The 22,978-nt window shown below is 63.1% G+C and carries 22 protein-coding genes and 1 pseudogene; 14 read left to right on the top strand and 9 right to left on the bottom strand.

Translation table 11 applies throughout. From position 1 onward, the window contains the following. Positions 1–109: 109 nt before the first annotated feature. The 6 genes from E5675_RS16040 to E5675_RS16015 are packed head-to-tail and all read left to right on the top strand — an operon-like array spanning position 110 to position 7,315. On the top strand, positions 110–2,245 hold the full coding sequence (locus tag E5675_RS16040) for a TonB-dependent receptor (RefSeq protein ID WP_136175409.1): 2,136 nt from the start codon (positions 110–112) through the stop codon (positions 2,243–2,245). Positions 2,246–2,247: 2 nt separating this feature from the next. Beyond that, positions 2,248–3,651, top strand: a complete 1,404-nt coding sequence (locus E5675_RS16035) for an FAD-linked oxidase C-terminal domain-containing protein (RefSeq protein WP_136175408.1) — start codon at positions 2,248–2,250, stop codon at positions 3,649–3,651. Next, the gene (locus E5675_RS16030) at positions 3,651–4,958 is read left to right on the top strand and encodes an MFS transporter (protein ID WP_136175407.1); all 1,308 of its coding nucleotides are present in this window, start codon (positions 3,651–3,653) and stop codon (positions 4,956–4,958) included. The genes E5675_RS16035 and E5675_RS16030 overlap by 1 nt, the downstream gene beginning before the upstream one ends. Before the next feature lie 50 nt (positions 4,959–5,008). Beyond that, positions 5,009–5,758 carry an AraC family transcriptional regulator gene (locus E5675_RS16025; protein ID WP_136175406.1) on the top strand — a complete coding sequence of 250 codons (750 nt, stop codon included), beginning with the start codon at positions 5,009–5,011 and terminating at the stop codon, positions 5,756–5,758. Beyond that, positions 5,755–6,459, top strand: a complete 705-nt coding sequence (locus tag E5675_RS16020) for a FadR/GntR family transcriptional regulator (protein WP_136175405.1) — start codon at positions 5,755–5,757, stop codon at positions 6,457–6,459. Before E5675_RS16025 ends, E5675_RS16020 begins: the two co-directional genes overlap by 4 nt. Positions 6,460–6,463: 4 nt before the next feature. Beyond that, the gene (locus E5675_RS16015) at positions 6,464–7,315 is read left to right on the top strand and encodes an ROK family protein (protein ID WP_136175404.1); all 852 of its coding nucleotides are present in this window, start codon (positions 6,464–6,466) and stop codon (positions 7,313–7,315) included. Between the two features lie 242 nt (positions 7,316–7,557). Here E5675_RS16015 and E5675_RS16010 read toward each other — a convergent pair whose 3' ends face one another. From E5675_RS16010 to E5675_RS16000, 3 genes are read right to left on the bottom strand one after another with little or no spacing between them, the layout of a single operon-like run. Continuing rightward, complete coding sequence (locus tag E5675_RS16010) at positions 7,558–8,535, bottom strand: alpha/beta hydrolase (RefSeq protein WP_168707898.1); 978 nt, start codon at positions 8,533–8,535, stop codon at positions 7,558–7,560. Positions 8,536–8,591: 56 nt separating this feature from the next. Further along, entirely contained in the window at positions 8,592–10,286 is a 1,695-nt protein-coding gene (locus E5675_RS16005; protein ID WP_136175402.1) for a serine hydrolase domain-containing protein, read from the bottom strand. Further along, positions 10,283–12,109 (bottom strand): M61 family metallopeptidase, encoded by a 1,827-nt coding sequence (locus E5675_RS16000; protein WP_168707897.1) that lies wholly within the window; start codon positions 12,107–12,109, stop codon positions 10,283–10,285. Before E5675_RS16000 ends, E5675_RS16005 begins: the two co-directional genes overlap by 4 nt. 165 nt (positions 12,110–12,274) lie before the next feature. On the opposite strand from E5675_RS16000, the gene E5675_RS21795 reads away from it, so the two are divergent. From E5675_RS21795 to E5675_RS15975, 5 genes and pseudogenes are all read left to right on the top strand, one after another. Continuing rightward, positions 12,275–13,006 carry an AraC family transcriptional regulator gene (locus E5675_RS21795; protein WP_168707896.1) on the top strand — a complete coding sequence of 244 codons (732 nt, stop codon included), beginning with the start codon at positions 12,275–12,277 and terminating at the stop codon, positions 13,004–13,006. Positions 13,007–13,188: 182 nt separating this feature from the next. Further along, positions 13,189–13,533, top strand: a complete 345-nt coding sequence (locus tag E5675_RS15990) for a metalloregulator ArsR/SmtB family transcription factor (RefSeq protein ID WP_136175400.1) — start codon at positions 13,189–13,191, stop codon at positions 13,531–13,533. Further along, positions 13,530–13,985 carry an ArsI/CadI family heavy metal resistance metalloenzyme gene (locus tag E5675_RS15985; protein WP_136175399.1) on the top strand — a complete coding sequence of 152 codons (456 nt, stop codon included), beginning with the start codon at positions 13,530–13,532 and terminating at the stop codon, positions 13,983–13,985. Before E5675_RS15990 ends, E5675_RS15985 begins: the two co-directional genes overlap by 4 nt. 311 nt (positions 13,986–14,296) lie before the next feature. Further along, positions 14,297–14,431: pseudogene (locus E5675_RS15980) on the top strand (IS110 family transposase); the annotation flags it as partial. Positions 14,432–14,807: 376 nt separating this feature from the next. After that, positions 14,808–15,680, top strand: a complete 873-nt coding sequence (locus tag E5675_RS15975; RefSeq protein ID WP_136175398.1) for an alpha/beta hydrolase — start codon at positions 14,808–14,810, stop codon at positions 15,678–15,680. A 117-nt stretch (positions 15,681–15,797) separates the two neighbouring features. Here the strand turns inward: E5675_RS15975 and E5675_RS15970 are convergent, their stop codons facing one another. Next, a complete protein-coding gene (locus E5675_RS15970; RefSeq protein WP_136175397.1) occupies positions 15,798–16,493 on the bottom strand; it encodes a type 1 glutamine amidotransferase domain-containing protein in 696 nt (231 codons plus the stop codon). Positions 16,494–16,760: 267 nt separating this feature from the next. Between E5675_RS15970 and E5675_RS15965 the strand changes: the two genes are divergently transcribed. Then, on the top strand, positions 16,761–17,654 hold the full coding sequence (locus E5675_RS15965; protein ID WP_136175396.1) for a LysR substrate-binding domain-containing protein: 894 nt from the start codon (positions 16,761–16,763) through the stop codon (positions 17,652–17,654). 110 nt (positions 17,655–17,764) lie between these two features. On the opposite strand, the gene groL is transcribed toward E5675_RS15965, so the two are convergent. After that, a complete protein-coding gene (gene groL, locus E5675_RS15960) occupies positions 17,765–19,384 on the bottom strand; it encodes a chaperonin GroEL (RefSeq protein WP_136175395.1) in 1,620 nt (539 codons plus the stop codon). A 45-nt stretch (positions 19,385–19,429) separates the two neighbouring features. Continuing rightward, complete coding sequence (gene groES / locus E5675_RS15955) at positions 19,430–19,744, bottom strand: co-chaperone GroES (RefSeq protein WP_136175394.1); 315 nt, start codon at positions 19,742–19,744, stop codon at positions 19,430–19,432. A gap of 261 nt (positions 19,745–20,005) precedes the next feature. Here groES and E5675_RS15950 point away from each other — a divergent pair, with 261 nt between their 5' ends. Together E5675_RS15950 and E5675_RS15945 are read left to right on the top strand one after the other, a co-directional pair. After that, positions 20,006–20,233, top strand: a complete 228-nt coding sequence (locus tag E5675_RS15950; RefSeq protein ID WP_136175393.1) for a hypothetical protein — start codon at positions 20,006–20,008, stop codon at positions 20,231–20,233. Further along, positions 20,230–20,499 carry an usg protein gene (locus E5675_RS15945; protein ID WP_136175392.1) on the top strand — a complete coding sequence of 90 codons (270 nt, stop codon included), beginning with the start codon at positions 20,230–20,232 and terminating at the stop codon, positions 20,497–20,499. The genes E5675_RS15950 and E5675_RS15945 overlap by 4 nt, the downstream gene beginning before the upstream one ends. Positions 20,500–20,597: 98 nt before the next feature. Here E5675_RS15945 and E5675_RS15940 read toward each other — a convergent pair whose 3' ends face one another. The 3 genes from E5675_RS15940 to E5675_RS15930 form a co-directional block, all read right to left on the bottom strand. After that, a complete protein-coding gene (locus E5675_RS15940; RefSeq protein ID WP_136175391.1) occupies positions 20,598–21,077 on the bottom strand; it encodes an Hsp20 family protein in 480 nt (159 codons plus the stop codon). A gap of 224 nt (positions 21,078–21,301) precedes the next feature. Next, the gene (locus tag E5675_RS15935) at positions 21,302–21,487 is read right to left on the bottom strand and encodes a YdcH family protein (protein ID WP_136175390.1); all 186 of its coding nucleotides are present in this window, start codon (positions 21,485–21,487) and stop codon (positions 21,302–21,304) included. A gap of 378 nt (positions 21,488–21,865) precedes the next feature. Then, positions 21,866–22,312 (bottom strand): carboxymuconolactone decarboxylase family protein, encoded by a 447-nt coding sequence (locus tag E5675_RS15930; RefSeq protein WP_136175389.1) that lies wholly within the window; start codon positions 22,310–22,312, stop codon positions 21,866–21,868. Positions 22,313–22,978 lie beyond the last annotated feature (666 nt).

Here is a 22,978-nt window from a genome sequence, read left to right as displayed (position 1 = left end):
GGCAAACCCAGTCTGCGGATCGGCACAATAGGCAACCTTTCATATAGGTCCAAAAGCTGTCAGATAGGTTTCCGCGGGCGGCCAAGACCGCCGTTTTTGGGGATGCCTGATGACCAAGTTCCGATTTGCCGCCGCTTCGACGCTTGTGCTCGCCGCCGCATTGGGTGCGATGCCCGCCGTTGCGCAGGATAGCGCGGTGACGCCCGCCGCTGCCGAAGACGACGGCGCGATCGTCGTGACCGCGCGCAAGCGCGAAGAAACGCTGAACGACGTGCCGATCGCCGCCACCGCGATCACCGGTGACACGCTGATCGCGCGCGGGATCAATTCGGTGCGCGAGGCGGCGGTGCTGTCGCCCGGGCTCAACATCAATAGCGACGGCACCGGTCGCGCCTTCGTCTCGATCCGCGGTGTCGGCGTGACACTCGTGCAGAGCGTCCAGCCTGGCGTCGGCCTGTTCATCGACGGCATCTATCAGCCGAACACCGCTTATCTCAACAACCCGCTGCTCGACGTCGAGCGGATCGAAGTGCTGCGCGGGCCGCAGGGCACCTTGTACGGCAAGAATACAATGGGCGGCGCGATCAATGTTATCACCCGCCAGCCGGGGAATGATTTCGAAGTACGCGCGAACGCGAGCTATGCCGGTCCCGACGATGCCTGGATGGTATCGGGGTCGGTCTCGGGTCCGATCGTGACCGACAAGATCGCGCTTCGCGTTGCCGCGGCGCACCGTCAGCAAGACGGCTTCCTTCGCAACAGTGTGATCGGCGACAACGCCAATCCGTTCAACACCGATTCGGTCAACGCGACGCTGCGCGTAACGCCGTCCGACGATTTCACGCTGACGATCAAGGGCTATTATGACTGGGTCGACGGGGTGAATACGCCCTATTCGCGCGTCACCGGGCCAAAGGATTATTCGCGCATCGTTCAGTTCAACACGCTCAACGCCGTCTCCTACAAATATCGCGGCATCAACGTGCGCGCCGAGGGCGATCTTGGCGGCGGGTCGAAGCTGAGTGTTATCGGCGCCTATGACATGCGCAACGGCTTCACCCCCGACGGCGAGGGAGATTTCGGGCCGACCGACATCGTGCGCACGGTCTCGCGCGACAGCCTGCGCACGATGACGCTCGAATCGCGGCTCGACAGCGAATGGTCGGACCAGTTTTCGACGCTGTTCGGCCTTTTCTACAGCAACGAGATGGTGCAGGCGCAGGCGCGCGATACGATTTCGCTCGTGCTCCCTGACATCGGACCGGTCTCGATCGTCCGCAATACACGCGCGAAAAATGTAGCCGACACTTATGCCGCATTCGGCACGTTGTTCTGGAAACCGAACCTTGACTGGGAGGTCGCACTCGGGCTGCGGTACGACCATGAGGACCGCGTTGCCAATGGGTCGGTATCAGGCGTGATCGTTCCGACGGCGCGCATCAAGTCGAACGAATGGCAGCCCAAGCTGTCGGTGACGCGCAAATGGGCCCCCGACCTGATGACCTATGTGTCGGTCGCGCGCGGCTATCGCGGCGGGGGCTTCAACGCGCCGACCGCGCCGACGCGGACCTATCGCGGAGATTCGGCGTGGACCTATGAAGCGGGCGCTAAATATTCCTCGCCTGTTTTCAATCTGTCGGGCAGCGTATTTTACAGCGACTACAAGGATTATATCGGACTCAACTCGATCGCGCCGGCGGCGGGCGGCGGCCTTGTCACCGTCGATCTCAACACCGGCGACGTCGAAAGCTATGGCGTCGAACTCGAAGCGATGGTGCGCCCGGTGCGGAACTGGACGCTGCGCGGCGGGCTGACGTGGATGCATGCGCGCATCACCGACGACAGCGCCTATACCGCGACCACCGGGCGTCAGCTCTCGTCCGACCGCCTGACCTTCCAGCCCGACTGGACCGCCAGCTTCGCGAGCGATTATCGCATCGAGACCGGCGGCGACAGCGACGTGACATTGAGCGCGGGGCTGGTCGGCAAGGGCAAGCGCCTCGCCGCGACGCTCAACGAGACGACGCCAACATTCCTCGACAGCTATTGGCTGACCAACGCGTCGATCGCGTATCGCACCGGCCCGGTCGAGGTCGCGCTGTTCGCGAACAACATCTTCAACACCGAATATTTCGAAAGCTATATCGAAAAGACGACACTTGCGCTCGCGGGCCTGCCGGCGTCCGACCTCGGCATCACCGGGGACCGCCGCCGTTACGGTGTGCGCGCGAGCCTGAAATTCTGACCATGGCGGGCACGGCGCATTCGGGGGAACGCAAGCCGCTTCCCGCCAGACTGGTGGGAGCGCTGGAGGATCGGTTCGGCGACCGTTTCCAGCGGGGCGATGCGGTGCTCGGGCAGCATGGATCGAGCGAGACCCATTTCGCTCCCGTGCTGCCCGACGCCGTCGTCTTCGCGAAATCGACCGACGATGTCGTCGCGCTGGTGAAGCTCTGCTCGGACGCCGATATTCCGATCGTGCCGTTCGGCGCCGGAACGTCGATCGAGGGCAATGCGCTGGCGATCAACGGGGGCATCTCGCTCGACATGAGCCTGATGGATCGGGTGATCGCAGTGAACGCCGAAGATTTCGATTGCGTCATCCAGCCGGGCGTGCGCCGCGAGGAACTGAACGTCCATCTGCGCGATCAAGGGCTGTTCTTCCCGATCGATCCCGGCGCCAATGCGACGATCGGCGGCATGGCATCGACGCGCGCGTCGGGGACGAACGCCGTGCGCTATGGCACGATGAAGGACGCGGTGCTCAGTCTCGAGATAGTGACGCCGCAGGGCGAGGTGATCCGCACCGCGCGCCGCGCGCGCAAGTCGGCGGCGGGTTACGATCTTACCCGGCTTTACGTGGGCTCTGAAGGCACGCTCGGCATCATCACCGAAATCACCCTGCGTCTGCATCCGGTGCCCGATACGATTTCGGCGGCGGTGTGCAGCTTCGACACGCTGGGCGGCGCGGTCGATACCGTCGTCCAGTCGATCCAGTGCGCGGTGCCGCTGGCGCGCGTCGAGATTCTCGACACGAAGCAGATGATCGCCGTCAACCGCTGGTCCAAGCTCGACTATCCCGAAGCGCCGACGCTTTTCTTCGAATTCCACGGCAGCGCAGCCAATGTCGCCGAACAGGTCGAAACGGTAAAGTCGCTCGCCGAGGCCAATGGCGGCAGCGCGTTCAGCTGGTCGAACCTGCCCGAAGAGCGCACGAAGCTGTGGCGCGCGCGGCACGAGGCCTATTATGCCGCGGTCAACATGCGCGCCGGCGCGATCGGCTGGGCGACCGATGTGTGCGTGCCGATGAGCCGGCTCGCCGAATGCATCGCCGAAACGCATGTCGACCTCGACGCCGCGAGCGTTCCCGCGACGATCCTCGGCCATGTCGGTGACGGCAACTTCCATGTGATCTTCTCGATCGATCCCGAAGCGCCCGGGGAAATGGCGGAGGTCGAGGCGATCAACGCGCGGCTCGTCGAGCGCGCGCTCGCAATGGACGGGACCTGTACCGGCGAGCATGGCATCGGCATCGGCAAGCAGGACTGGCTCGTCGCCGAACTCGGCGGTGCGGTCGAACAGATGCGAATGATCAAGCGCGCGCTCGATCCGCAGAATCTGCTCAACCCCGGCAAGATTTTCGAGCTGTGATGGCCACGCAAGCCGAAACGCTCGCCGTGCCGACGCAGCGCCTGACTGCGCGCGCAACGCTCGTCCCGCTGCTGCTGCTCGCGCTGGTGACGACAATGGGTTTCACCGCGCTCGGCAGCTTCGGCACGATCCAGGAAAGCGCCAAGGCCGAACTGGTGCTCAGCGACGATGCCCTCGCGCTGATCCAGGGGCTCGGCGCCGCGGTGCCGATGGTGCTCTTCTCGATCCCGATCGGTATTCTCGTCGATCGCCGTAATCGCGTGCGGCTGACGATCGGCCTCGCGCTCCTCTGGACCATCGGCACCTTGCTCACCGCCTTCGCGCCCAGCGCGGAGTTGCTCACCGCGGCGCGGATGCTGGTCGGGATCGGCTCGACCGGCTCGCTCACCGCCGCGCTCTCGCTCTGCGCCGATTATTGCGCGCCCGAACAGCGTGGCCGCGCGATGCTGATCGTCAATCTGGGGAAAGCGCTCGGCGTCGCGCTCGGCTTCGCGCTGACGGGCTGGCTGTTCGGCCTGCTCGCCGATTTTCCCGCGCCCGGCTGGCTCGCCGGTCTCGCGCCCTGGCGCGGCGCGCATGTGCTGCTCGCGGCGATCAGCGCGCTCTGCCTGCTCCCGTTGCTGTTCCTGCGCGAACCGGTGCGACGCGAGGTCGAGGCGAGTCCCGACGCGCCCTTCCGCATCGTAGCCGCCGAACTCTGGGCGCGCCGCGCTTTTCTCAGCCCGCTCTTTGCCGGGCAGGTCGCGGTCGTGATGGCCGATGTCGCGGCGACCGTCTGGGTCGCGCCCGTGCTGTCGCGCGATTTCGGACTCCAGCCGCAGCAATTCGCGGGCTGGGTCGGCGCGCTGATGTTCGGCACCGGCGTCGCCGGCGCGGTGCTGGGCGGGCTTTCGGCCGATATGGGGCAGCGAAGCCGCCGCCGCGGCGGCATTCTTCTGGGCGCGGTCATCGCGGCGGGGGTGGGGGTTCCCGCGGCAATGTTCCCGCTGATGCCGAGCGTGGCCGGACTTGCGGCTGCACTGGGCGTCATGTCGCTCTGCGGCGCCGTTACCGGCCTCGTGGTGTCGGTCGCGCTCACCGTGCTGCTCCCCAACGAACTGCGCGGGCTGTGCATCGGCGCCTTCATCGCGATCGCCGGACTGATCGGATTCGGCCTCGCACCTTGGGTGGTGACGCGTGTCAGCGCGTTGTTGGGCGGCGAGGCGATGCTGGCGGAGGCGCTCGCTCTTGTAGGCGTCACCGTCAGCGCGCTCTCTTTCTTCGCCTTTCTGCTGGCGATGCGCCGCGCACCCCAACCTGTAAGATAGCTATTGCGAAAGCTATCATATAGGTTTAGCGCGGCGATAGAGAGAGAATCATGCCGCCCAAGCATCCTGTCATCGTGTCACCCGAAATGACGACATACGTTGGCCGCGGTTCGTGCGACCGGCTGCTGTTGCCGCCCGATGCGCTGCTGCTCGGCTTCGGCGATATCGGCGAGCCCGTCGTCCGCACGCTGACCTTCCGCGAGTTGGAAAATGAGGAGCATCTGCTCGTTTTCGCCGTCTCGCGCGGCGCGTGCCGCCGCCTGTTCGGCGATCTGCCCGATCCCGATGCGCGCTGGTATCTTCCATCGGATCTTCGCGCGCTCGGACAGTCGATCGTCGCGCCCGACAGCGACGACAGCGCCACCGACACATTGCGCCTTGGCCGCAGCATCGAACTTCTCTGTCAATTCTTCGCCGCGCTGCGCGCGGGCCGGCTCGTTCCGGTCGAGGGACAGCCAGGCTTGACTGAGAGCGACATTGCGCGGATCGCGGCCGCGAAGCGTATCGTCGATACCCGCTGGCACGAAAAGCTGACGATCGAAAATATCGCGCGCAGTTGTGGGATCAATCGCGACAAGTTGACCCGCGGTTTTCGCGAGCTCTACCATTGTAGCGTCGGCGAGGCGCTGAGCGAGCGGCGCTTGCGGCAGGCGCGGACGTTGCTGGCGGCAAGCGATCTCCCGGTGGCGAGCATCGGCTATCGCTGCGGTTATCTCAACAACGCCAGCTTTACGCGTGCCTTCTCGCGGCGATTCGGCATGGCGCCGACCGCGATGCGGCGGCTGGGGGTCGCGGCATGAGCGGGATAACCGACCTTGGTCGTGGCTCGCTGGTCGATCGCGCAGTCGAGGCGGTGCGCGACTATATCCGCGCTCACGACCTGAAAGTCGGCGACACGCTGCCGGGTGAAGGGAGCTTTGCGACGCAGCTCGGTGTCAGTCGTCCGGTGATGCGCGAGGCGTTCGGGGCGCTCACCGCGCTGCGCCTTGTCGACGTCGGAAACGGCCGCAAGCCGCGTGTCGCGGCGATCGACGGTTCGGTGATGGCGGCGTCGATGGGCCACGCGGTCAACACCGCGCAGGTATCGCTCGCGGACGTCTGGGAAGTACGGCGAACGCTCGAGCTGCGCACGGCCGAGCTGGCTGCCGTCAATCGCAGCGAGGAGCAGGCCCGTGCCATTCTGAGCGCCGCGCACGCGCTGTCTGTCGAGCATGACGAGGCGGCGCGGACGGCTGCGGATACGCGCTTCCATCAGACGATCGCGGCGGCCAGCGGCAATCCGCTGTTCCTTCAAATCGTTCGCTCGTTCGAACAGCTTATGGCGGCGGCTATCCCGCGCGCCTGGGCCGGGCGCACCACGCGGGAAGAGCGCGACGAAACGCTGGCGCTGCATCGCGAGGTGGCGGAAGCGATCGCGGCGCGCGATCCCGGGCGCGCACGCGCGGCGATGGAGAGCCATTTCAACAATTCGATCGGCGAAATGCTGAAAGATCAGTTCTGATACCATGCTGGCGGGGGTCGAACTCGGCGGCACGAAGTGCATCTGCATCCTGGGTGCCGGACCCGACGATGTGCGAGCGCAAGTCGAGGTTCCGACCACCAGTCCCCGTGCGACCCTCGCGACCATTGCCGATATTCTTGACAGGTGGAACTTTCAGACGCTCGGCATCGCCAGCTTTGGACCGCTGGATCTGGACCGCAGCTCGACGAGGTTCGGGAGCATTGTTTCGACACCCAAAGCCGGGTGGAGCGGCATCGATCTGACGGCGTTGGCCCGAGGAGGTCCGGTGACGATTGACACCGACGCCAATGGTGCCGCGCTGGCGGAAGGGCTTTGGGGCGCGGCCCAGGATCTGGAAAGCTGGGCGTATATAACGGTTGGTACCGGGATCGGCGTTGGCTCAATTGCCCGCCGGCAGATATTGCGCGGTGCAGGTCACAGCGAAGCGGGGCATCAGCGCGTACCGAAATTAGCTGGCGATATGTTCGCAGGGACCTGCGTCTATCACGGCGATTGCGTCGAGGGTTTGGCGAGCGGTCCGGCAATCAGTGCGCGGTGCGGCAAGCTGGCTCACGACATTCCATCCGATGACAAGGTTTGGGATCATGTTGCGCATGCTCTTGCCATGCTGTGCCACAATCTCGTGCTCACGACGCTACCGCAGCGCATATTCGTCGGTGGAGGTGTCGCTGCCGCTCATCCGCAATTGATCGGTTTGCTCCGTCAACACCTGCACGACAGTATGGCGGGATATGGCATGCCCGCTGACTTCGATGACTTGATCGTTCCTCCCGGCTTGGGACATGCGGCCGGCCCTCTTGGATCGCTCGCGCTTGCCTCTACAGTCGTGAAGTAGCGCTTTAGATCGCGATTAGGACGTCGTCCGTCAAACCTGTCCGCTTTCTTGATCGGTCGCCCAGAAGCGGACCGTCCGAATCCGGCCAGGGTCCGCCGTTAATTGGCTTTCGCACGTTTCTACAAATCTTGGACCGGCCTTCGCTTCCAAATCCCACGGCCCTGGGCGGGTCTCAATCGGGGCGCGAAACGCGCCTTATTGCTCCCGCGTGCCCATACTTTCGAAGAGCCGTGAAGCCGCCGCTAGTTAGGCTCGGGTTCGAATTGCGTCGCCTTCGAAGTGGGGTTGGTGAGATAACGCTCGATAATCGGCGCGATATCCGGCGATTGTCCGAAATTATAGTGCGTATAGCCGGGAACGATTGCCAGTCGGGCGCGCGAGAATTTGGGCTCGCCGTCCCAGCCAGCATCCTGAAGGCCGCCTCCGAACAAGGCGTAGAATTCCGCGATATGCTTCGCGGATATGGCGTCGTGATCCGCGAACATCAGCAATGCGGGTGTCCGCAGCGCAGCGATCTCTGCGCGCCAGTCATAGTCCTTCCGCATGAGCGCACCCATTCGATCGAGCAGGACCCCAAATTGCTCGGGGGCTGGCGAGACTTGCACGTACCTTGTGTAGAGCGGCGTCCCTTTCATCTGCTCCGCAAGTCCCGAATTAACCGCTTCCATTCCCTTCAATGTCGAGGGGTACCAGCCGTCGCGTTCCGCGGCGGTGGAAATCACGATGAGATTGCGGACCATTTCGGGATGCTGAATTGACATTCGGATCGCCGCATCGCCGCCATGCGAATAGCCCGCAACGTCTGCCTTCCGAATCTTGAGATGGCGCAGGACGGCGGCCACGTCGTCGCCGTTCCGCTCGTGCGTCATGGGCGACTTGCGAAGCGCAGTGCGGCCATGACCTTCAAGGTCGATGCCGATGACCTGACGCGTTCGTGACAGGGGGGCGATGACCTGGAGCATGGTGCTTGTGTCCATCAATCCGCCGGCCATTACGACGATCGGCTCGCCCTCACCGTAGATTTCATAATGAACCTTTAAGCCTTCGGCGGCTTCGGCGTAGCCGTTCCTCGACGGGTGGACGGCGTTCGTGTGCATTGCATTTGGCTCCGTTTTATGGGTGTTGGCCTGTTCAGCTGGCTGCGGTGAACACGCGCCAAAAAGAAAGACCGCGGTTCCGAGCGCCACGCTGCGCAGGTTCGTAAATTTACGTTTTGGCATGAAAGTCTCCCAGATGCTTCGCACGATCATGACGAAAGGGTTGGCGACTCAAGCAGCTAAGCCGGTTCGAGGATTAGATTACGCCATGTTGGAACCTCACCGCGAAAATCGACGGCTTCGCCGTCGCTGGTGAAAAACAGTCCGGGCTCGAACTCGACGACCAAACGCGTCCCGTTGATCTCTAGAAAGCCGTGGCGGCGAGCAATAACGACATCGATTGCGGGCTTGCCCCACTGCTGGATTCGATATCGGCCGACATAGCGCTGCCATCCGGGGCTGTCCGGTCCCGGAGCATCGTGAGGCCCGCCGTTGTAATCCAGACTCGCCTCTCCTTTGGAGCATTCGAGGTGCGCAGGCAACGCACCGGCTGCCGGATAGTAGCGATATGTGATTGTTTCTCCTTCGGCATTGATCGCGAAAAGCTCGTCCGGAGACGTCAACTCCAGCGTTTCGCCGGTCTTGGCTTCGTCCTTCCGGAAACGCAGTTTGCCGCCGCTCTCTTCGATCGTCCCGCTCACATTCCTGCCGATATAGTGGCCGGCGAGCGCCCGGGCGCGCTCTGGGGAAAGCCGGATGGGAGCGAGCGCGGCGACGGGAAGGCGCGGGGCGCGCGGGCCGAACCGCTGCGCGAGAGCCTTGTCGAGCAGGTCCATGCCGAAGCGATAGCCGGCAAGGGCAGGGCGGTTGAACAGGGCCGCCCAGCCGAGTTCAGCCTCGGGGCAATAGACGAAATTGCAGCCGAAGCCGAAGCCGCCGCCGCGGTGGTGCAGCAGGCGAACCGGCGTGCTGCCATAGCGACGTTCGCTCCGCATGACGCCGAGCCCATAATCGCCGCCGAGGGAGAAGCCGTGCATCTCGGTCCAAAGCTCGGGGGCGAGGAGGTGGCGGTCCCTCCATCGGCCGCGCGCAGTAAGGAAGGTGGCATAGGCCGCCATATCGTGCGCGTTTGTCCACACCCCGCCCGACACGACGAGCGGCGTGACCAGCGGCACCGCGTCATAGCCCTTGTGAGTGCCCGCCGCGCGGTTCGCATTGGCCGTGTATACCGCAGGATCGGCGGTGCTCGAGCTCATGCCGAGCGGTTCGAATATCCGCCGCCGCAACCATTCCGCATAGGGGATACCGGCGACGCGCTCGACGATATGGCCGGCAAGATCGTAGCCGAGGTTCGAATAACGATAGCGATCGCCGACGGGAAAGCGCAGCCAGGTGTCGGAGATGCTGCGAATATGCGCTGCGAAGCTCGGTGCCGCCGAATGATAATTGTTTCCGATCGGCGCCTCGTGGGTGAAACCGGCGCGGTTGGCGAGGAGCAGCCGCACCGTGATCCGTTCGTGCGGCGCCGGTTCGAACCGGCTGTTCACCTTGAACTCGGGCAGATAGCGCGTGATGGGTGCATCGAGATCGAGCAGACCGTCCTGCACCGCAAGGAGCGCCGCGACGGCGGCGAAGCTCTTCGAGGTCGACTGGATGCTGAAGAGCGTGTCGGGCCCGACCGGACGATCCCCGGATGCTCCCGCATGGCCGAAGCCTTCGACCCACACCGGCCGCTCCCGGTGGACGAGGCATATCGCCGCGGCGCCGATCCCGTCGGTCGCCATCGCCGCTCCGATCGCCCTGCGCTCGGCGTCGATGAGGGCGGCGAATTCTCCATCCACCGCCGCGCGCGCCGCCTCGCTCCTTCCCAACGCTCCCGCAGCGGGGAGGGCGGCCGCATGCGCGAGGAATGATCGGCGGTCGACAATGGTCATGAGGCCTCCTTGTGATTGTCGCCCTCGGGCTGCGCCAGGGGCGTGAATATCGACCGAAGCATGTCCTGCGTTCCGGGTATGCGGTGCAAGCTCGGGATTTGAGGGCCTCCGTCATATGCAATGTCCAGCTGTCGATCGAGCGTGCCGGTGCGCACGTCCAGCCGCAGCGGACCGGCGCCAGCCTTGGCGATAGATGCCCGCAAATCGTTGATCGACCAGGGGCGGCTATCGACTTTCCGGATCTGCGTGCCCGGCGCGATCGCGGCTGCGAAGGCGGGCGATCCCGGCGCGACGTCGCGAACCTCGCCATCTTCCGACACCCACAGGCCCAGCGAGGTGGAGAGATTATGGATGCCCGATCCTTCCTCGACATCGGCAAGGAAGGGGTTGGGCTCAGCGCCATAGACGAGCTTCCATCCGGCGGCCGTCAGTCCTTCGAGCGGTGCTTGCGGTGCCGCCTCGTCGATCCTCGCCTTGAAGAAGCTGTCCCAGTCGAAATCCTCGACCGATCGCAGCGCCCGAATGACGTCGGCACGCGAGTAGGGCGCGACCTCGGCGCCGTCTGCGGTTCGCGCAAGAAACAGGCGGCAGAAATCGTCGAGTGATCGGCGCCCGCCGCTCCGCTGGCGGATCAGCATGTCGGCTTCGAGCCAGACAAGCAGCATTTCGTTATAATAGTCGGCGGCGCGGCGCGCGGCGGTCCCATCGAATGGCGCATCGTCGAAAGCCGGAACCGTGACCGCAGTATCCGCGAGGCTTCGCCAGGCCCGGCCGGGGCGGCCGCGATCGAGCTGCGCGCCGACGAAGGCCAGATAATCGAGCGTCTGCTCGCGCGAGACCAGCCCGCTGCGCACAGGCAGGACGACGTCGCCATAATAGCGGGTCAGACCCTCATAGACCCAGAGCAGGTCGGTGGTGACGGGCTGCTGGAAATTGCGCGTCGCCATCTCTTGCGGACGGCGAAACTTTCCGTTCCAGACATGGAACAGTTCGTGGGGCAGGACGCTCCACTGATAGCGTTTGCTGGGATCGCTGAAGAAACCGGGCGCGACCCTGACGTCGGACGAGGCCAGATGTTCGATGCCGTCATGATGAAGCCGTTCGCTGACGCCGACGAGCCAGACATAATCGTCGAGCGGATCGCCGCCGATGAGGCGCTGCGTCTCGTCCACCAGGCGGCCGAGCGCCCCCGCGTCCCTTTGGGCGAGGGAGTGCTCGCCGGCGGCATCCGTGGCGATCGAAACACGCGCCGGAAAACTGCGGCCCGGAAGGGCGGTTCGGTCCAGCCGCGCCGACGCCAGCACCGGCGAGTCGACGAGTCTTGCGAGGGTGGTTTCGGGTAGTGCGAGGCGGCCATCCGAAGCCGTCGTCATCGGCAGTGCGCCATCGGCACGCCAGCCGACGGGGATCCTGATGCTTGCAGCGACGCGGACGGCGTCGGCACGCGCGTCCGCGGGATAGAGGAGAAGATGGTTGAACAATATGTAGGCGAGGCCCGGCGTCACGTTGGGAGATTTTCCAAAACCCGCGCCGAAGCGCCTCGCGGGCGACAGATAGTCCAGCCGGACATCGATCCTGTTCACGCCCCGCGGCACATCGATCCGAAACGAAAAAGCGTCTGCGGTATCGCGCCGCCAGGCGAGGGGCTCGCCGTTCGCCATGATGCGAAGCCCGATCAGCTGCGTAATCGGCCCGTTCGGACGATGCTCGCCCGGAATCCATCTGGGATAGGCGAGCGTCATCGGGCCGGGCCGTGTCGGCATAACGATATGAGTGTGCTGGATACCGCGCAGCACATCGCGAGCATCGACGTCGATCGACATCCTCACAGGATCTTCGGCGAATGCCGCCGACGCGGTGATTATCGCAAGGAAAATGATCGCGATCGCGCGCAGGAGAGGTCGAAAAAGACGGGACATAAGGGTCAAGAGGGGGTCCGTGCGGTGAGGGATCGGAATGGGCTTCTATCCCCCATGGCGTGGCCTGTCTTGAACTGGCTTGACCTTGCCCGGTGTCCGGCTGATGCTTGCGACATGACATGCGAATGCGTCGTTCATACGCGAGCCGGTCGGCTGCTGCATCCCTCCGGTCAGCATCTCGGCCGGCATCGGCACGATGCGGGATTCGCCGCTGTGGTTCTTTCGGGCAGTTACTGCGAGGCCGGTGATCGCGGGCGGATGCATGTGCAACCCGGCGACGTCATATTGCACGGCGCCTATGAATCGCACCTCGATCGGGTCGAGCGCAGCGGGGCTGAAGTTCTGGTGCTTCCTTGGCGCGGCGCAGTTAGCTCACCGCTCGGCAGTATTCGCGATCCGGATCGTCTCGCCCGGCTCGCGGAAAAGGACCTGTCCGCCGCAACATCCATGCTGGAGTCGGACATTGTTCTGCGGCAGCCAGCTGCGCCCGATTGGCCCGATCAGTTGGCGATGGATTTGCGGCGTGATCCGGCGACCGAACTGGAGCAGTGGGCGCGCAGTAACGGCCTGCGTCCGGAAACGATTAGCCGCGGGTTCAGAAAACTCTATGGTATTGCCCCCTCCGCTTATCGGGCACGAAGCCGTATTCTTCGGACCTTGCCAGATGTCGCCGCAGGAAAACCGTTTGCGGAGATCGCTGCCGATTGCGGCTTTGCAGACCAATCGCATTTTACGCGTAGTTTTGCGTCGCTGGTCAGCCTCAGCCCGAGCCGGTGGCGCTCTTTGACCGGCAATATCTGAAACCGAGACGCGCGGGCTACACAGTGATCGCCGATATCCCGAACGTCCGCGTGGCTTCGATTTTCTGCTAGAAGCCCTCTGACCGCAATCGGTCAGATACTCATTTCGAGAAATGTCAAAATGAGATTGACGATCAGTGCTTGATCTGACATTTCGACATTATTCGAAATGAGGATTCGCCGATGCAAGCAGACTCAGCTGTCGCCTCTTTAGGGGCTCTCGCGCAGGAACATCGTCTCGCACTGTTCCGCCTGTTGGTGCAGGCGGGCGAAGTGGGGCTAGCTGCCGGAGCTATCGCCGAGAAGCTCGGCGTGCCGAACAGCTCACTATCCTTTCACCTGACGCAGCTCCGCGAAGCCGGGCTGGTGCTCCAGGAGCGGCAGCATCGCTCGATCATCTATCGCGCCAACTATCCGGCGATGAACACACTGGTCGCCTACCTCATGGAAAATTGCTGCGCAGGTGCGGCCGTTTGCGGCCCGGGCGTGGATTGTGAGGCCCCCGCACAGGAAAGGAAGAGCGTATGAAGCGTCTGCATGTCCACGTCGGCGTCGAGGATCTCGGCGCTTCTATCGGTTTCTATTCCACAATGTTCGGCGCGGAGCCGACCGTCGTGAAGGACGATTATGCCAAGTGGATGCTCGAAGATCCGCGCGTCAACTTCGCGATCTCGGCGGGCAACCATGCCCGCAAGGGCATTGAGCATCTCGGCATCCAGGTCGAGAGCGCGGAAGAGCTCGGTGAGGTCTATGGCCGCCTCAGGGCTGCCGACCGACCAGTCCTCGAAGAAGGCCGGACGACCTGTTGCTACGCCAAGTCGGAGAAGAGCTGGATTGCTGACCCCGACGGCATCGTCTGGGAAGCTTTCTTCACTGATGGCGAAGCGACCACCTATGGTGACAGCCCGGCGCTCGATCAGCTCGCAGGCAATGACACGAGTTCGACCTGCTGCGTCCCCAAGTCGGTAGGTGCGGCATGACGCGGCCCTTCAATGTCCTCTTCCTCTGTACGGGCATCATTTGAGCATGTTGCGGAACCGCACACTCGACCGCGATGCCAATGAGATATCAAGAGATTTCGGATAAATTGCAGTCTCCGCTGCGTGGCCAGGTCTAGCCAAAGCGTCTGGTTCTTCTTCCTTCGCGCCAAAAGCATCCTGACTGCTAGCGGAGACGACTGCCAAGCCTGCATCAGTGCGGAACGGCCCCAAGCTCGAATCCGGTCTTGTCGTGCAGGGCGAACTTGTCGACGATGTCGGCGCTGGCAGAACGACACGGTACCAAGCGGGTCTGGCTTATCGAGCTGATGAAGAGGCGCGCCACGAAGGTCGCGGCCGTCGCGCTCGCGAACAAGACCGCGCGCATGGTCTGGGCCATGATGACGAGCGGCGAGCACTACCGCGAACCGCAGGTCGCGCACGCATAGGAGATCAGGCGCCGGGCAAGGCGTCGCCGAGGTTGGGAAGGGCAGACAGGAGCTGATGCACAAAACCGGTTGAAACCGCCGGATCAGGAAAACCCATTTTGGCCGGTGCACTCCGAGTGCGAGCAATTGGTCGGGACCCGATCCGCGCGAAAGGCATCATGGCCAGCGGCGCATGACAAGGCCGCATCACAGGCCGGACACATGGCTGCACCAACCAGCAAACTGCATCATCCAGAAACCGCTTGCCAACGGAGGGCCGTCCACACACGGCCAGAAAAGGCGATTGCGCTTATCCCGTTTGCGCGTCCAAATGCCATCGAGCTACCGTCTACTAAGCTGACGCAGCTTCGGTTGCGCAGCCGATTTGGAGAAATTGATGCGCTCTTTGCTAGCCCTGCCAATTGTTTTGATGACCGCGACCGTCGGCACTGCCGAGGGATCGGACGGTTTCTCCGTAGAGGGCCCATTCGACATAGGTGGGCGCTCTATCCAATTGAAATGCCAGGGGGCTGGTGCGCCCACCGTCGTTGTCGATGCTGGGATGGGAACGGCGCCTGCCGAAGATCCCGGCTGGCGAGGGATCGCAGCCAAGGTTGGCGAACGCACTCTTGTCTGCCTCTATGATCGGGCGGGCCTTGGCGCGAGCGGGGCTGCGCCAGAACGCATCCGAACCAGCGCTGATGCGGCGACGGATCTACGCAATGTTCTTCACAAGGTGGGAATAGCGGGGCCGTATCTCATCGTGGGCCACTCCATCGGAGGATTGCATGCGCAGGTATTCGCAAGCCTGTATCCGGAAGAAACGGCCGGGCTCGTACTCGTGTCGTCAACCCATCCCGACCAGATCGATACATGGCTCTCAATTTTACCAGCCCCAGCGCCCGATGAAGAGAAGGCTATCACCGAGGCGCGGACCTTTCTGATGTTGATGGCTAACGATCCCACGAGGAATGAAGAGAGATTAGACTTCGAGGCCAGCGCTAAGCAGGCGCGCGCGCTCCGCTCGCTCGGGTCCAAACCGCTGGTCATCGCGACCCATAGCGTAAATTTCAGAATGGTGCCGGGGTTATCGGAACCGCTCGCGGTTAAGCTCGAGGCGGCTACACAGAGCATGCAGAGCGGACTGCTTACACTGTCGTCCCGCGCGAAACAGAATATTTCCCGGACTGCCGGACACGGCCTTCCGCATGAAGATCCTTCGTTTGTTGTCGACAACATTCTCGAGGCGCTCGCGATGGCTGGAAAATAACGGGAATTGGCGCGTGTTTGCTTCGGCGTACGGTCGAGCCAAAAGCGGACCGGCCTTGAGCGGCCAGTGGCGCGGAGGGGTCAGCCTGCGGCCGACCCCGGGTGAGTAAGACGGTTCTCAGCGTAGCGCCGCCAGCACTGCGTCGGCGAGGGGCGCGCTCGAGGCGGGGTTCTGGCCTGTCAGTAGGTTCCCATCGCGCACCACATAAGCGCCCCAGTTCGGTCCCTTCTCGTACCGCGCCCCGGACTTGCGCAAGGTGTCGGCGAGCAACCAGGGCGCGTTGTCGGCAGTGCCCAGTTCGACTTCTTCCTCATCGCTGAACGAAGTCATGGCACGTCCGGCAAAGGGCCAGCTTCCATCGGATCCGCGCGTGGAGAGCAAAGCGGCCTGGCCGTGGCAGACGGGCGCAATGAGAATGCCGGCGCCGTCGGCTTCCAGAAGGATGCGAGCCATGTCGGGGTCCTTGTAGAGATCCTCGACGGGGCCATGCCCGCCGGGAATAACGATGGCGTCATAGTGGCGACCATCGACATCGGCGAGAATCAGCGGACGGGTCAGCCGCTCGGCGATGGCGTCGAGATATTTGCGGAAGTGATCGACGCTCTCCTGTCCGACAACATCGGGGTTCATGCTGTGGGGATCGATTTTCGGCGCGACGCCCCCGGGCGTTGCAATGTCGACGGTGCAACCTTCGGCAATGAATTTCTCGTCCATGACGACAAATTCCTCGGCCCAGACCCCACTTTCGTATTTCGAGCCGTCGGCGCGGGTCCAGGTGTCGGCGGCAGACAGAACAATCAGGATTTTGGTCATCGTTTTTCTCCAGCATTGGGTCGTTGCGGATGCCTCTCGCCGGCCAAGGGCAGGGAAGAGCGCAGGCGTCCGGGGCGAAGCCTCAAGCAGACGTGCGGGACTGCCCACGGACGAATAGGGTTCGAACGCGCTTATCCGGCTGCGTGATTGCGACTATCAGACCTTCCAAGCAGGTCCTTATCGTCTCGGTAAAGGTCAAATAGGCCTTCCATCCGGTAGTTACAAAGACTTTGCATCTTGGGCTATCATGCCTAGAAAGCATGGTAGATGGAGCTTCGTCACCTGCGCTATTTCGTTGCCGTTGCAGAAACGGGAAGCCTGACCGAGGCGGCGGAGAAGCGTCTCCACACGTCGCAGCCCTCGCTTAGCCGCCAACTCAGGGACCTTGAGGCCGAGATCGGCACGCCGCTTTTCGTGCGCGGCTCGCGCGGCGTCGCGCTTACCTCTGCCGGGGAAGCGTTCCTCGACCATGCCCGACTGGCGCTTGCCCAGGCCCGCGAAGCGATCGCGGCGGCGCGGCGGACGGTCAGGCCTGTCAAGGCCAGCTTTGCCGTCGGCTTCCTCACCGGGCATGAGGTTGAGTGGCTGCGCCACGTCACGAGCGTGCTGAGCGATGAGCTGCGGACAACGGATTTCCGGGTCACGAGCGACTTCTCGCCCGCGATCGGCGCCGCGGTGCAGAGGGGCGACATCGACCTTGGCTTCTCTCGAATCGAGCCCCAGCCCGATGTGACATATAAAGTGATCGCGCACGAACCGATTGTGGTGATTTTGCCGCGCGAACACGCGCTGGCCTCCCGCACCGAAATCGATCCGCGCGACATCGATCCACACAGCTTTGTCGGCTATTCCGACACGCCGCATGTTCTTCGAGGGATTGTCGAGCGTTATTTCAGCGAGCGCGGTCTGGCCATGACGCCCATACACTTCCTCGACGGCTATGCGACAGGCATCTCGCTCGTCGCCTCGACCAGGGGGGTTACGCTGCTGCCGGCCTATGTCGAGGCTTTGCTACCGGCTTCGCTGGTCAGCCGGCCGCTTGTCGGAAATGGCCCGGTCATCGAGGTCGCCGCAGGCTATCGTGCTGACAATCCATCTCCCGTGCTCGCTTCATTTCTGCGTAACATCGATCGGCTGATCTCTGCCCGAGAAGGAAGGTAGATCATCGCAGGGGCGTTTGTGTGGGAAAGCGAGATCGGCTCTCAAGGCAGAGCCGTCATCCTTCCGGATTTGCGGAGTGAGGGCGGCGGGAGACCGCCGCCCTCCGGACGTCAGAAATCCATCGCCGGCATCGGCGCGGTCTTCTCCTCCTTCGGCAGCTCGGCGACGAGCGCCTCCGTGGTGATCAACAGCGAGGCGACCGACGCCGCATCCTGCAACGCGGTACGCACGACCTTCGCCGGGTCGATCACACCCGCCTTGACGAGGTCCTGATATTCGCCGGTGGCGGCGTTGAAGCCCCAGCTATAGACGTCGCTTTCGAGCAGCTTGCCGACGATCCAGGCACCGTCCTCGCCGGCATTGTCGGCGATCTGGCGCGCCGGCGCGCGGAGCGCACGGCGGACGATGTCGATGCCCGACTGTTGGTCGTCGTTCGCGGCCTTGAGGCCTTCGAGCGCCTTCAGCGAGCGGAGCAGTGCGATACCGCCGCCGGGAAGAATGCCTTCTTCCACGGCCGCGCGGGTTGCGTGGAGTGCGTCGTCGACGCGATCCTTCTTCTCCTTGACCTCGACCTCGGTCGCGCCGCCGACACGGATCACCGCGACGCCGCCCGCGAGCTTGGCAAGCCGCTCCTGCAGCTTCTCGCGGTCATAGTCGCTGGTCGTCGTCTCGATCTGCTGGCGGATCTGCGCGATACGGCCGTCGATATCCGACTTCGCGCCGACGCCATCGACGATCGTCGTATTATCCTTGTCGATGACGACCTTCTTCGCGCGGCCGAGCATGTTGATCGTGACGCTCTCGAGCTTGATGCCGAGTTCCTCGCTGACGACATTGCCGCCGGTGAGCACCGCGATATCCTCGAGCATAGCCTTGCGGCGATCGCCAAAGCCCGGCGCCTTGACGGCGGCGACCTTGAGTCCGCCGCGCAGGCGATTGACGACGAGCGTCGCAAGCGCGTCGCCCTCGACATCCTCGGCGATGATCAGCAGCGGCCGGCCCGACTGGATGACGCTCTCGAGGAGCGGCAGCATCGCCTGCAGGTTCGACAGCTTCTTCTCGTGAATGAGGATGTACGGATCGTCGAGTTCGACCTTCAGCTTCTCGGCATTGGTAATGAAATAGGGGCTGAGGTAGCCGCGATCGAACTGCATGCCCTCGACCGTCTCGAGTTCGGTCGCGAGGCTCTTCGCTTCCTCGACGGTGATCACGCCCTCGTTGCCGACCTTCTCCATCGCCTCGGCGAGGATCTTGCCGACCTCTTCGTCGCCGTTGGCCGAGATCGTCGCGACCTGTGCGATCTCGCTGTTCGCCTCGACCGACTTGGCGTGGGCCTTGAGATCCTCGACGACGGTGGTGACGGCAAGGTCGATGCCGCGCTTGACGTCCATCGGGTTCATGCCCGCGGCGACCGCCTTCGAGCCTTCGCGGACGATCGCCTGCGCGAGCACGGTCGCGGTCGTCGTGCCGTCGCCGGCCTTGTCGTTCTGCTTCGATGCGACTTCGCGCAGCATCTGCGCGCCCATATTCTCGAACTTGTCGGCAAGCTCGATTTCCTTGGCGACGGTCACGCCGTCCTTGGTGATGCGGGGCGCGCCGAAGCTCTTGTCGATCACGACGTTGCGGCCCTTGGGGCCGAGCGTGACCTTAACTGCATTCGCAAGCGTATCCACGCCGCGCAGCATGCGATCACGCGCGTCCGACGCAAATTTCACTTCCTTGGCAGCCATTTTTACCTCCTTCTTGCTGTCCTTTCAGTTGATGATGAATGGGCCTCAAGCCGCCTGCTTGAGCGCTTCCGCCTGCTCGATGACGCCGAGGATGTCGCTCTCCTTCATGATGAGCAGTTCCTCGCCGTCGACGCGCACCTCGGTGCCCGACCATTTACCGAACAGGATGCGGTCGCCCGCCTGGACGTCGAGCGCTGTGATCGTGCCGTCCTCGGCGCGAACGCCCGGACCGACGGCGACGACTTCGCCTTCCTGCGGCTTTTCCTTGGCGGTGTCGGGGATGATGATGCCGCCCGAGGTCTTTTCCTCGGCTTCGATACGGCGGACGACCACACGGTCGTGCAAGGGACGGAAATGCATGCATAACCTCCATGTTGCATAACGATATGATAAGCCGGCGCGTCTGTCCGTGACGCGCGGCGCCGGTGAGCTAGGAAGCGGTTTTTTTCGCTTCAAGAGGTTCAACGAAAATTTTTTCGATGACCGCCTTGATGAGGAACAAATGCACTTTATCAAGGGGCTGGAACCTCTTGACTCGACTCGCTTCGTTCCCAAAATCTGTCCGCGCGGCGCCTTGCCGCACGACGAGAAAGGAATGGCGACAAGGAAGGAGGCACGATCATGTCCGAGCCATTTTCCCGTTTTCTTCACCCCTTCGACGTGGCACATCACCCAAGCCTCGAGCCAGAGGTCAAGCGCGCTCTCCTTGCATCCTGGGCGTCGGACCGCGCATCGGTCCGCAACAAGCCCGGCCTGCGAAAACCGCGCGGCGCGCGGCGCGCCGTTCCGGTTGATGATGTACTCGCGGCGCTCCGTTCGCTCGATGGTGGCGAGGCGCGTGCGCCATGACCGACCGCGCGCTGATCGCGCAGCTCGACGGCTATGGGCTGACGACCGCGGAGATTCATTATTACCGGCCCGATCATCCTTCGCTGCTCCAGCTGTACGTCTGGCAGGACTATGATCTGCCGCCAGATTTCCCGGTGCTGTTCGATTTTCTGGCCATGTGGCGGCGGCAGATTGAAGCCGCGCTTCATTCGGTGCGGATCGCGCACGACGCGTTGATCGGACCCGCCGAATGGCGCGCGGCGGATATGATCCGGGCGATCGACTAACGATCGGGAGCGTCGCCGCGTACCGGAACCTTCATCGTGTTTTGGTTCGTCTGATACAGCGAAGCGGGGCCGCCGCTGAACAACGGCCCCGCCAGACGTTAGGCGGCCTCGAGTGTCTTTTCCTTCGACGATTCAATCCGGCGCGTTTCGGTGTTGCCGCTGCCGATCTCTATCTTGCGCGGCTTCATCGCCTCGGGGATGACCCGGTTGAGTTCGATCGCAAGCAGGCCGTCGGCAAAGCTCGCGCTGCCGACCTCGATATAGTCGGCGAGCTGGAAGCGCCGTTCAAACGCGCTGCGCGCGATGCCGCGGTGAAGATAGGTGCTCTTCGCTTCGTCTTCCGCCGGCTTGCCTGTGACGGTCAGCCGGTTCTGCTGCGCGACGATCTCGATTTCGTTGGGCTTGAAGCCCGGGACCGCAAGTGTGATGCGGAACCGGTCGTCGGCTTCGCGGACGATGTCGAAGGCGGGATAGCCGTCGGTCGTCTCGCTACGCTGCCCTTTTTCGAACAGGTCGAAGAGGTGATCGAAACCGACCGTCGAGCGGCGGTAGGGGGTAAAGTCAAAGTCGGTTCTCATTTCCAAATCCTCCTGATTGAAGCAATTCGGGCATGAGATGCGCCGGGACGTAGAGCCGGCGCTCTCTATGTCCTTCGGACGGGAACGATCCGGCGTCCAGAAAAAAGCTAGGAAGCCAAATTTCCGTTTCAAGATGTCGAAAGCGCTTTGGATTGGCGAATGGGGCGGCGCTCCATAGGCGCTTTCAGGTGCGGAGCCGCGCCGCGCGCGGCTCCGCGATCGGATCAGGCGGCGCGGCTGCCGCCGGTATCGCCGCTCCATACGGCGATTTGGTCCTTGACCACCAGCTTCAGCTTCTTGAGCCGCGCCATCAGGACCTCGTCGGGTCGGCGCTGCCGCGCTTCCCGATCGATTTCGGCTTCGAGGCGGGCATGCTCGCGCCGGAGATATTCGATATGTTTGCTGGACATCTTCTTCTCCATGCCAAGTTGAGGATGTTGCAGCCGGGAGGACTGCGGCGGGAATATAGGAAAGGCCTGTCCCTGAGTTCAACAGGTCGGGATGGGCCATGCGCTCACATCGGCATGTGTACCGTCCGTCATGAGAATGACCGACTTTCGCACGGGGGTAACCGCTATCTTGAGTTGACGTTCAGAAGCAGGCGGTTCCACATCGGCCACTACGGGCGAATTGCCGAAAAAGAACGCCCGTCCGATCGAAATCGGACGGGCGTAAGATGAAGAGCCGTGTTTCCTAAAAGGAAGAGCCCTCCTGGGTCGCATGGCGCGGTTAGCCTCGCTGATCGACTTGATATTGTACCGCGACGCCAAAAGAGCAGCTCTCACGCGTCAGGGCCTGGCGGCAACCGGAAGACGGAATGGAGCGCCCAGCCGGTTGAAGGCGTTCATCGCCGCAATCGCGATCGTCAGGTCGACGAGATCTTTGGGCTCGAAGACCTCGGCTGCTGCTGCATAGGCCTCGTCGGAAGCATGGGTCTCGCTGACGCGTGTGACTTCTTCCGCCCACGCCAGTGCCGCACGATACTGGTCGGGAAACAGATGCGGGACTTCGTCCCACACGCCAAGCAGCGCGACCTTGTCGACCGGCATGGTCTTGAGAAGGTCCCGGGTATGCAGATCGATACAGTGAGCGCACCCGTTGATCTGCGAGACCCGGAGGAAGACAAGGTGAATGAGCTCTTCCGGAAGGGCGGTGCTACTCGTGATATAATGGTGCACAGCATACAGCGCCTTTGCTCCGGCGGGAGCGACTTCGGACCAATTCAACCGGTTCATCTGATCTTCCTTTCTTCCTGAGCCATATCGGCGTCAGCATGCCTGACGAGCGGGATCCCTCCGCTGTGACATCCCGAGCAAATAAAAGTGCCGGTTCACCGGATGCTGGCGAATGGGATCGGAAGAAAGGCCCGAGATTGATCTAGCCCAGTGTAGCGATCAGGCCGCGCCAAGAAACGAGGGGCCGCGGCATTGTCGTACCGCTACAGAATGTCCGTTTATCTGGAATTGGAGTTGAAAGCCGCCTGACCCCAATCGGCCAGAGGCTGCACGATCCGGTCTAACATTGCCGCGGAAGCAGAAAGGGAAGTTTTTGCCCGGCATTTGCCGCATATTACCAAATGCGGGGTAAACTATTGTAGATCAAGGCTTTACCCTGCAGCCAGTTTGCATGGAGCATGAGCGAAAGCCGCTCGTGATAGGATAAAGTGCGGGGACCGTCGCCTTCGGACGCCACATAGGCTGCGATCGCATCGCGTGCGCAACGCGACCGCGATCGTTCCTGCGCCGCAGCGACAACACGCAGGCGGCGATCGAGGGTGCGGCTCAGGCGGATCGACGGCATCGCGAAATTCTCCCGTCGGGGCGTTGCCAAGTAAGGCGCCTTGGATCGTGGGCACGGCTCGCCGTGCCGAACTGCTCTTGCTTCGGAAAGTCCCGCGCGAC

This window comes from Sphingopyxis sp. PAMC25046 (assembly GCF_004795895.1).
In the GTDB taxonomy this organism is placed as follows: domain Bacteria; phylum Pseudomonadota; class Alphaproteobacteria; order Sphingomonadales; family Sphingomonadaceae; genus Sphingopyxis.
Note: the sequence above shows the minus strand (reverse complement) of the source record. Positions and strands in the feature narration are given on the sequence as shown.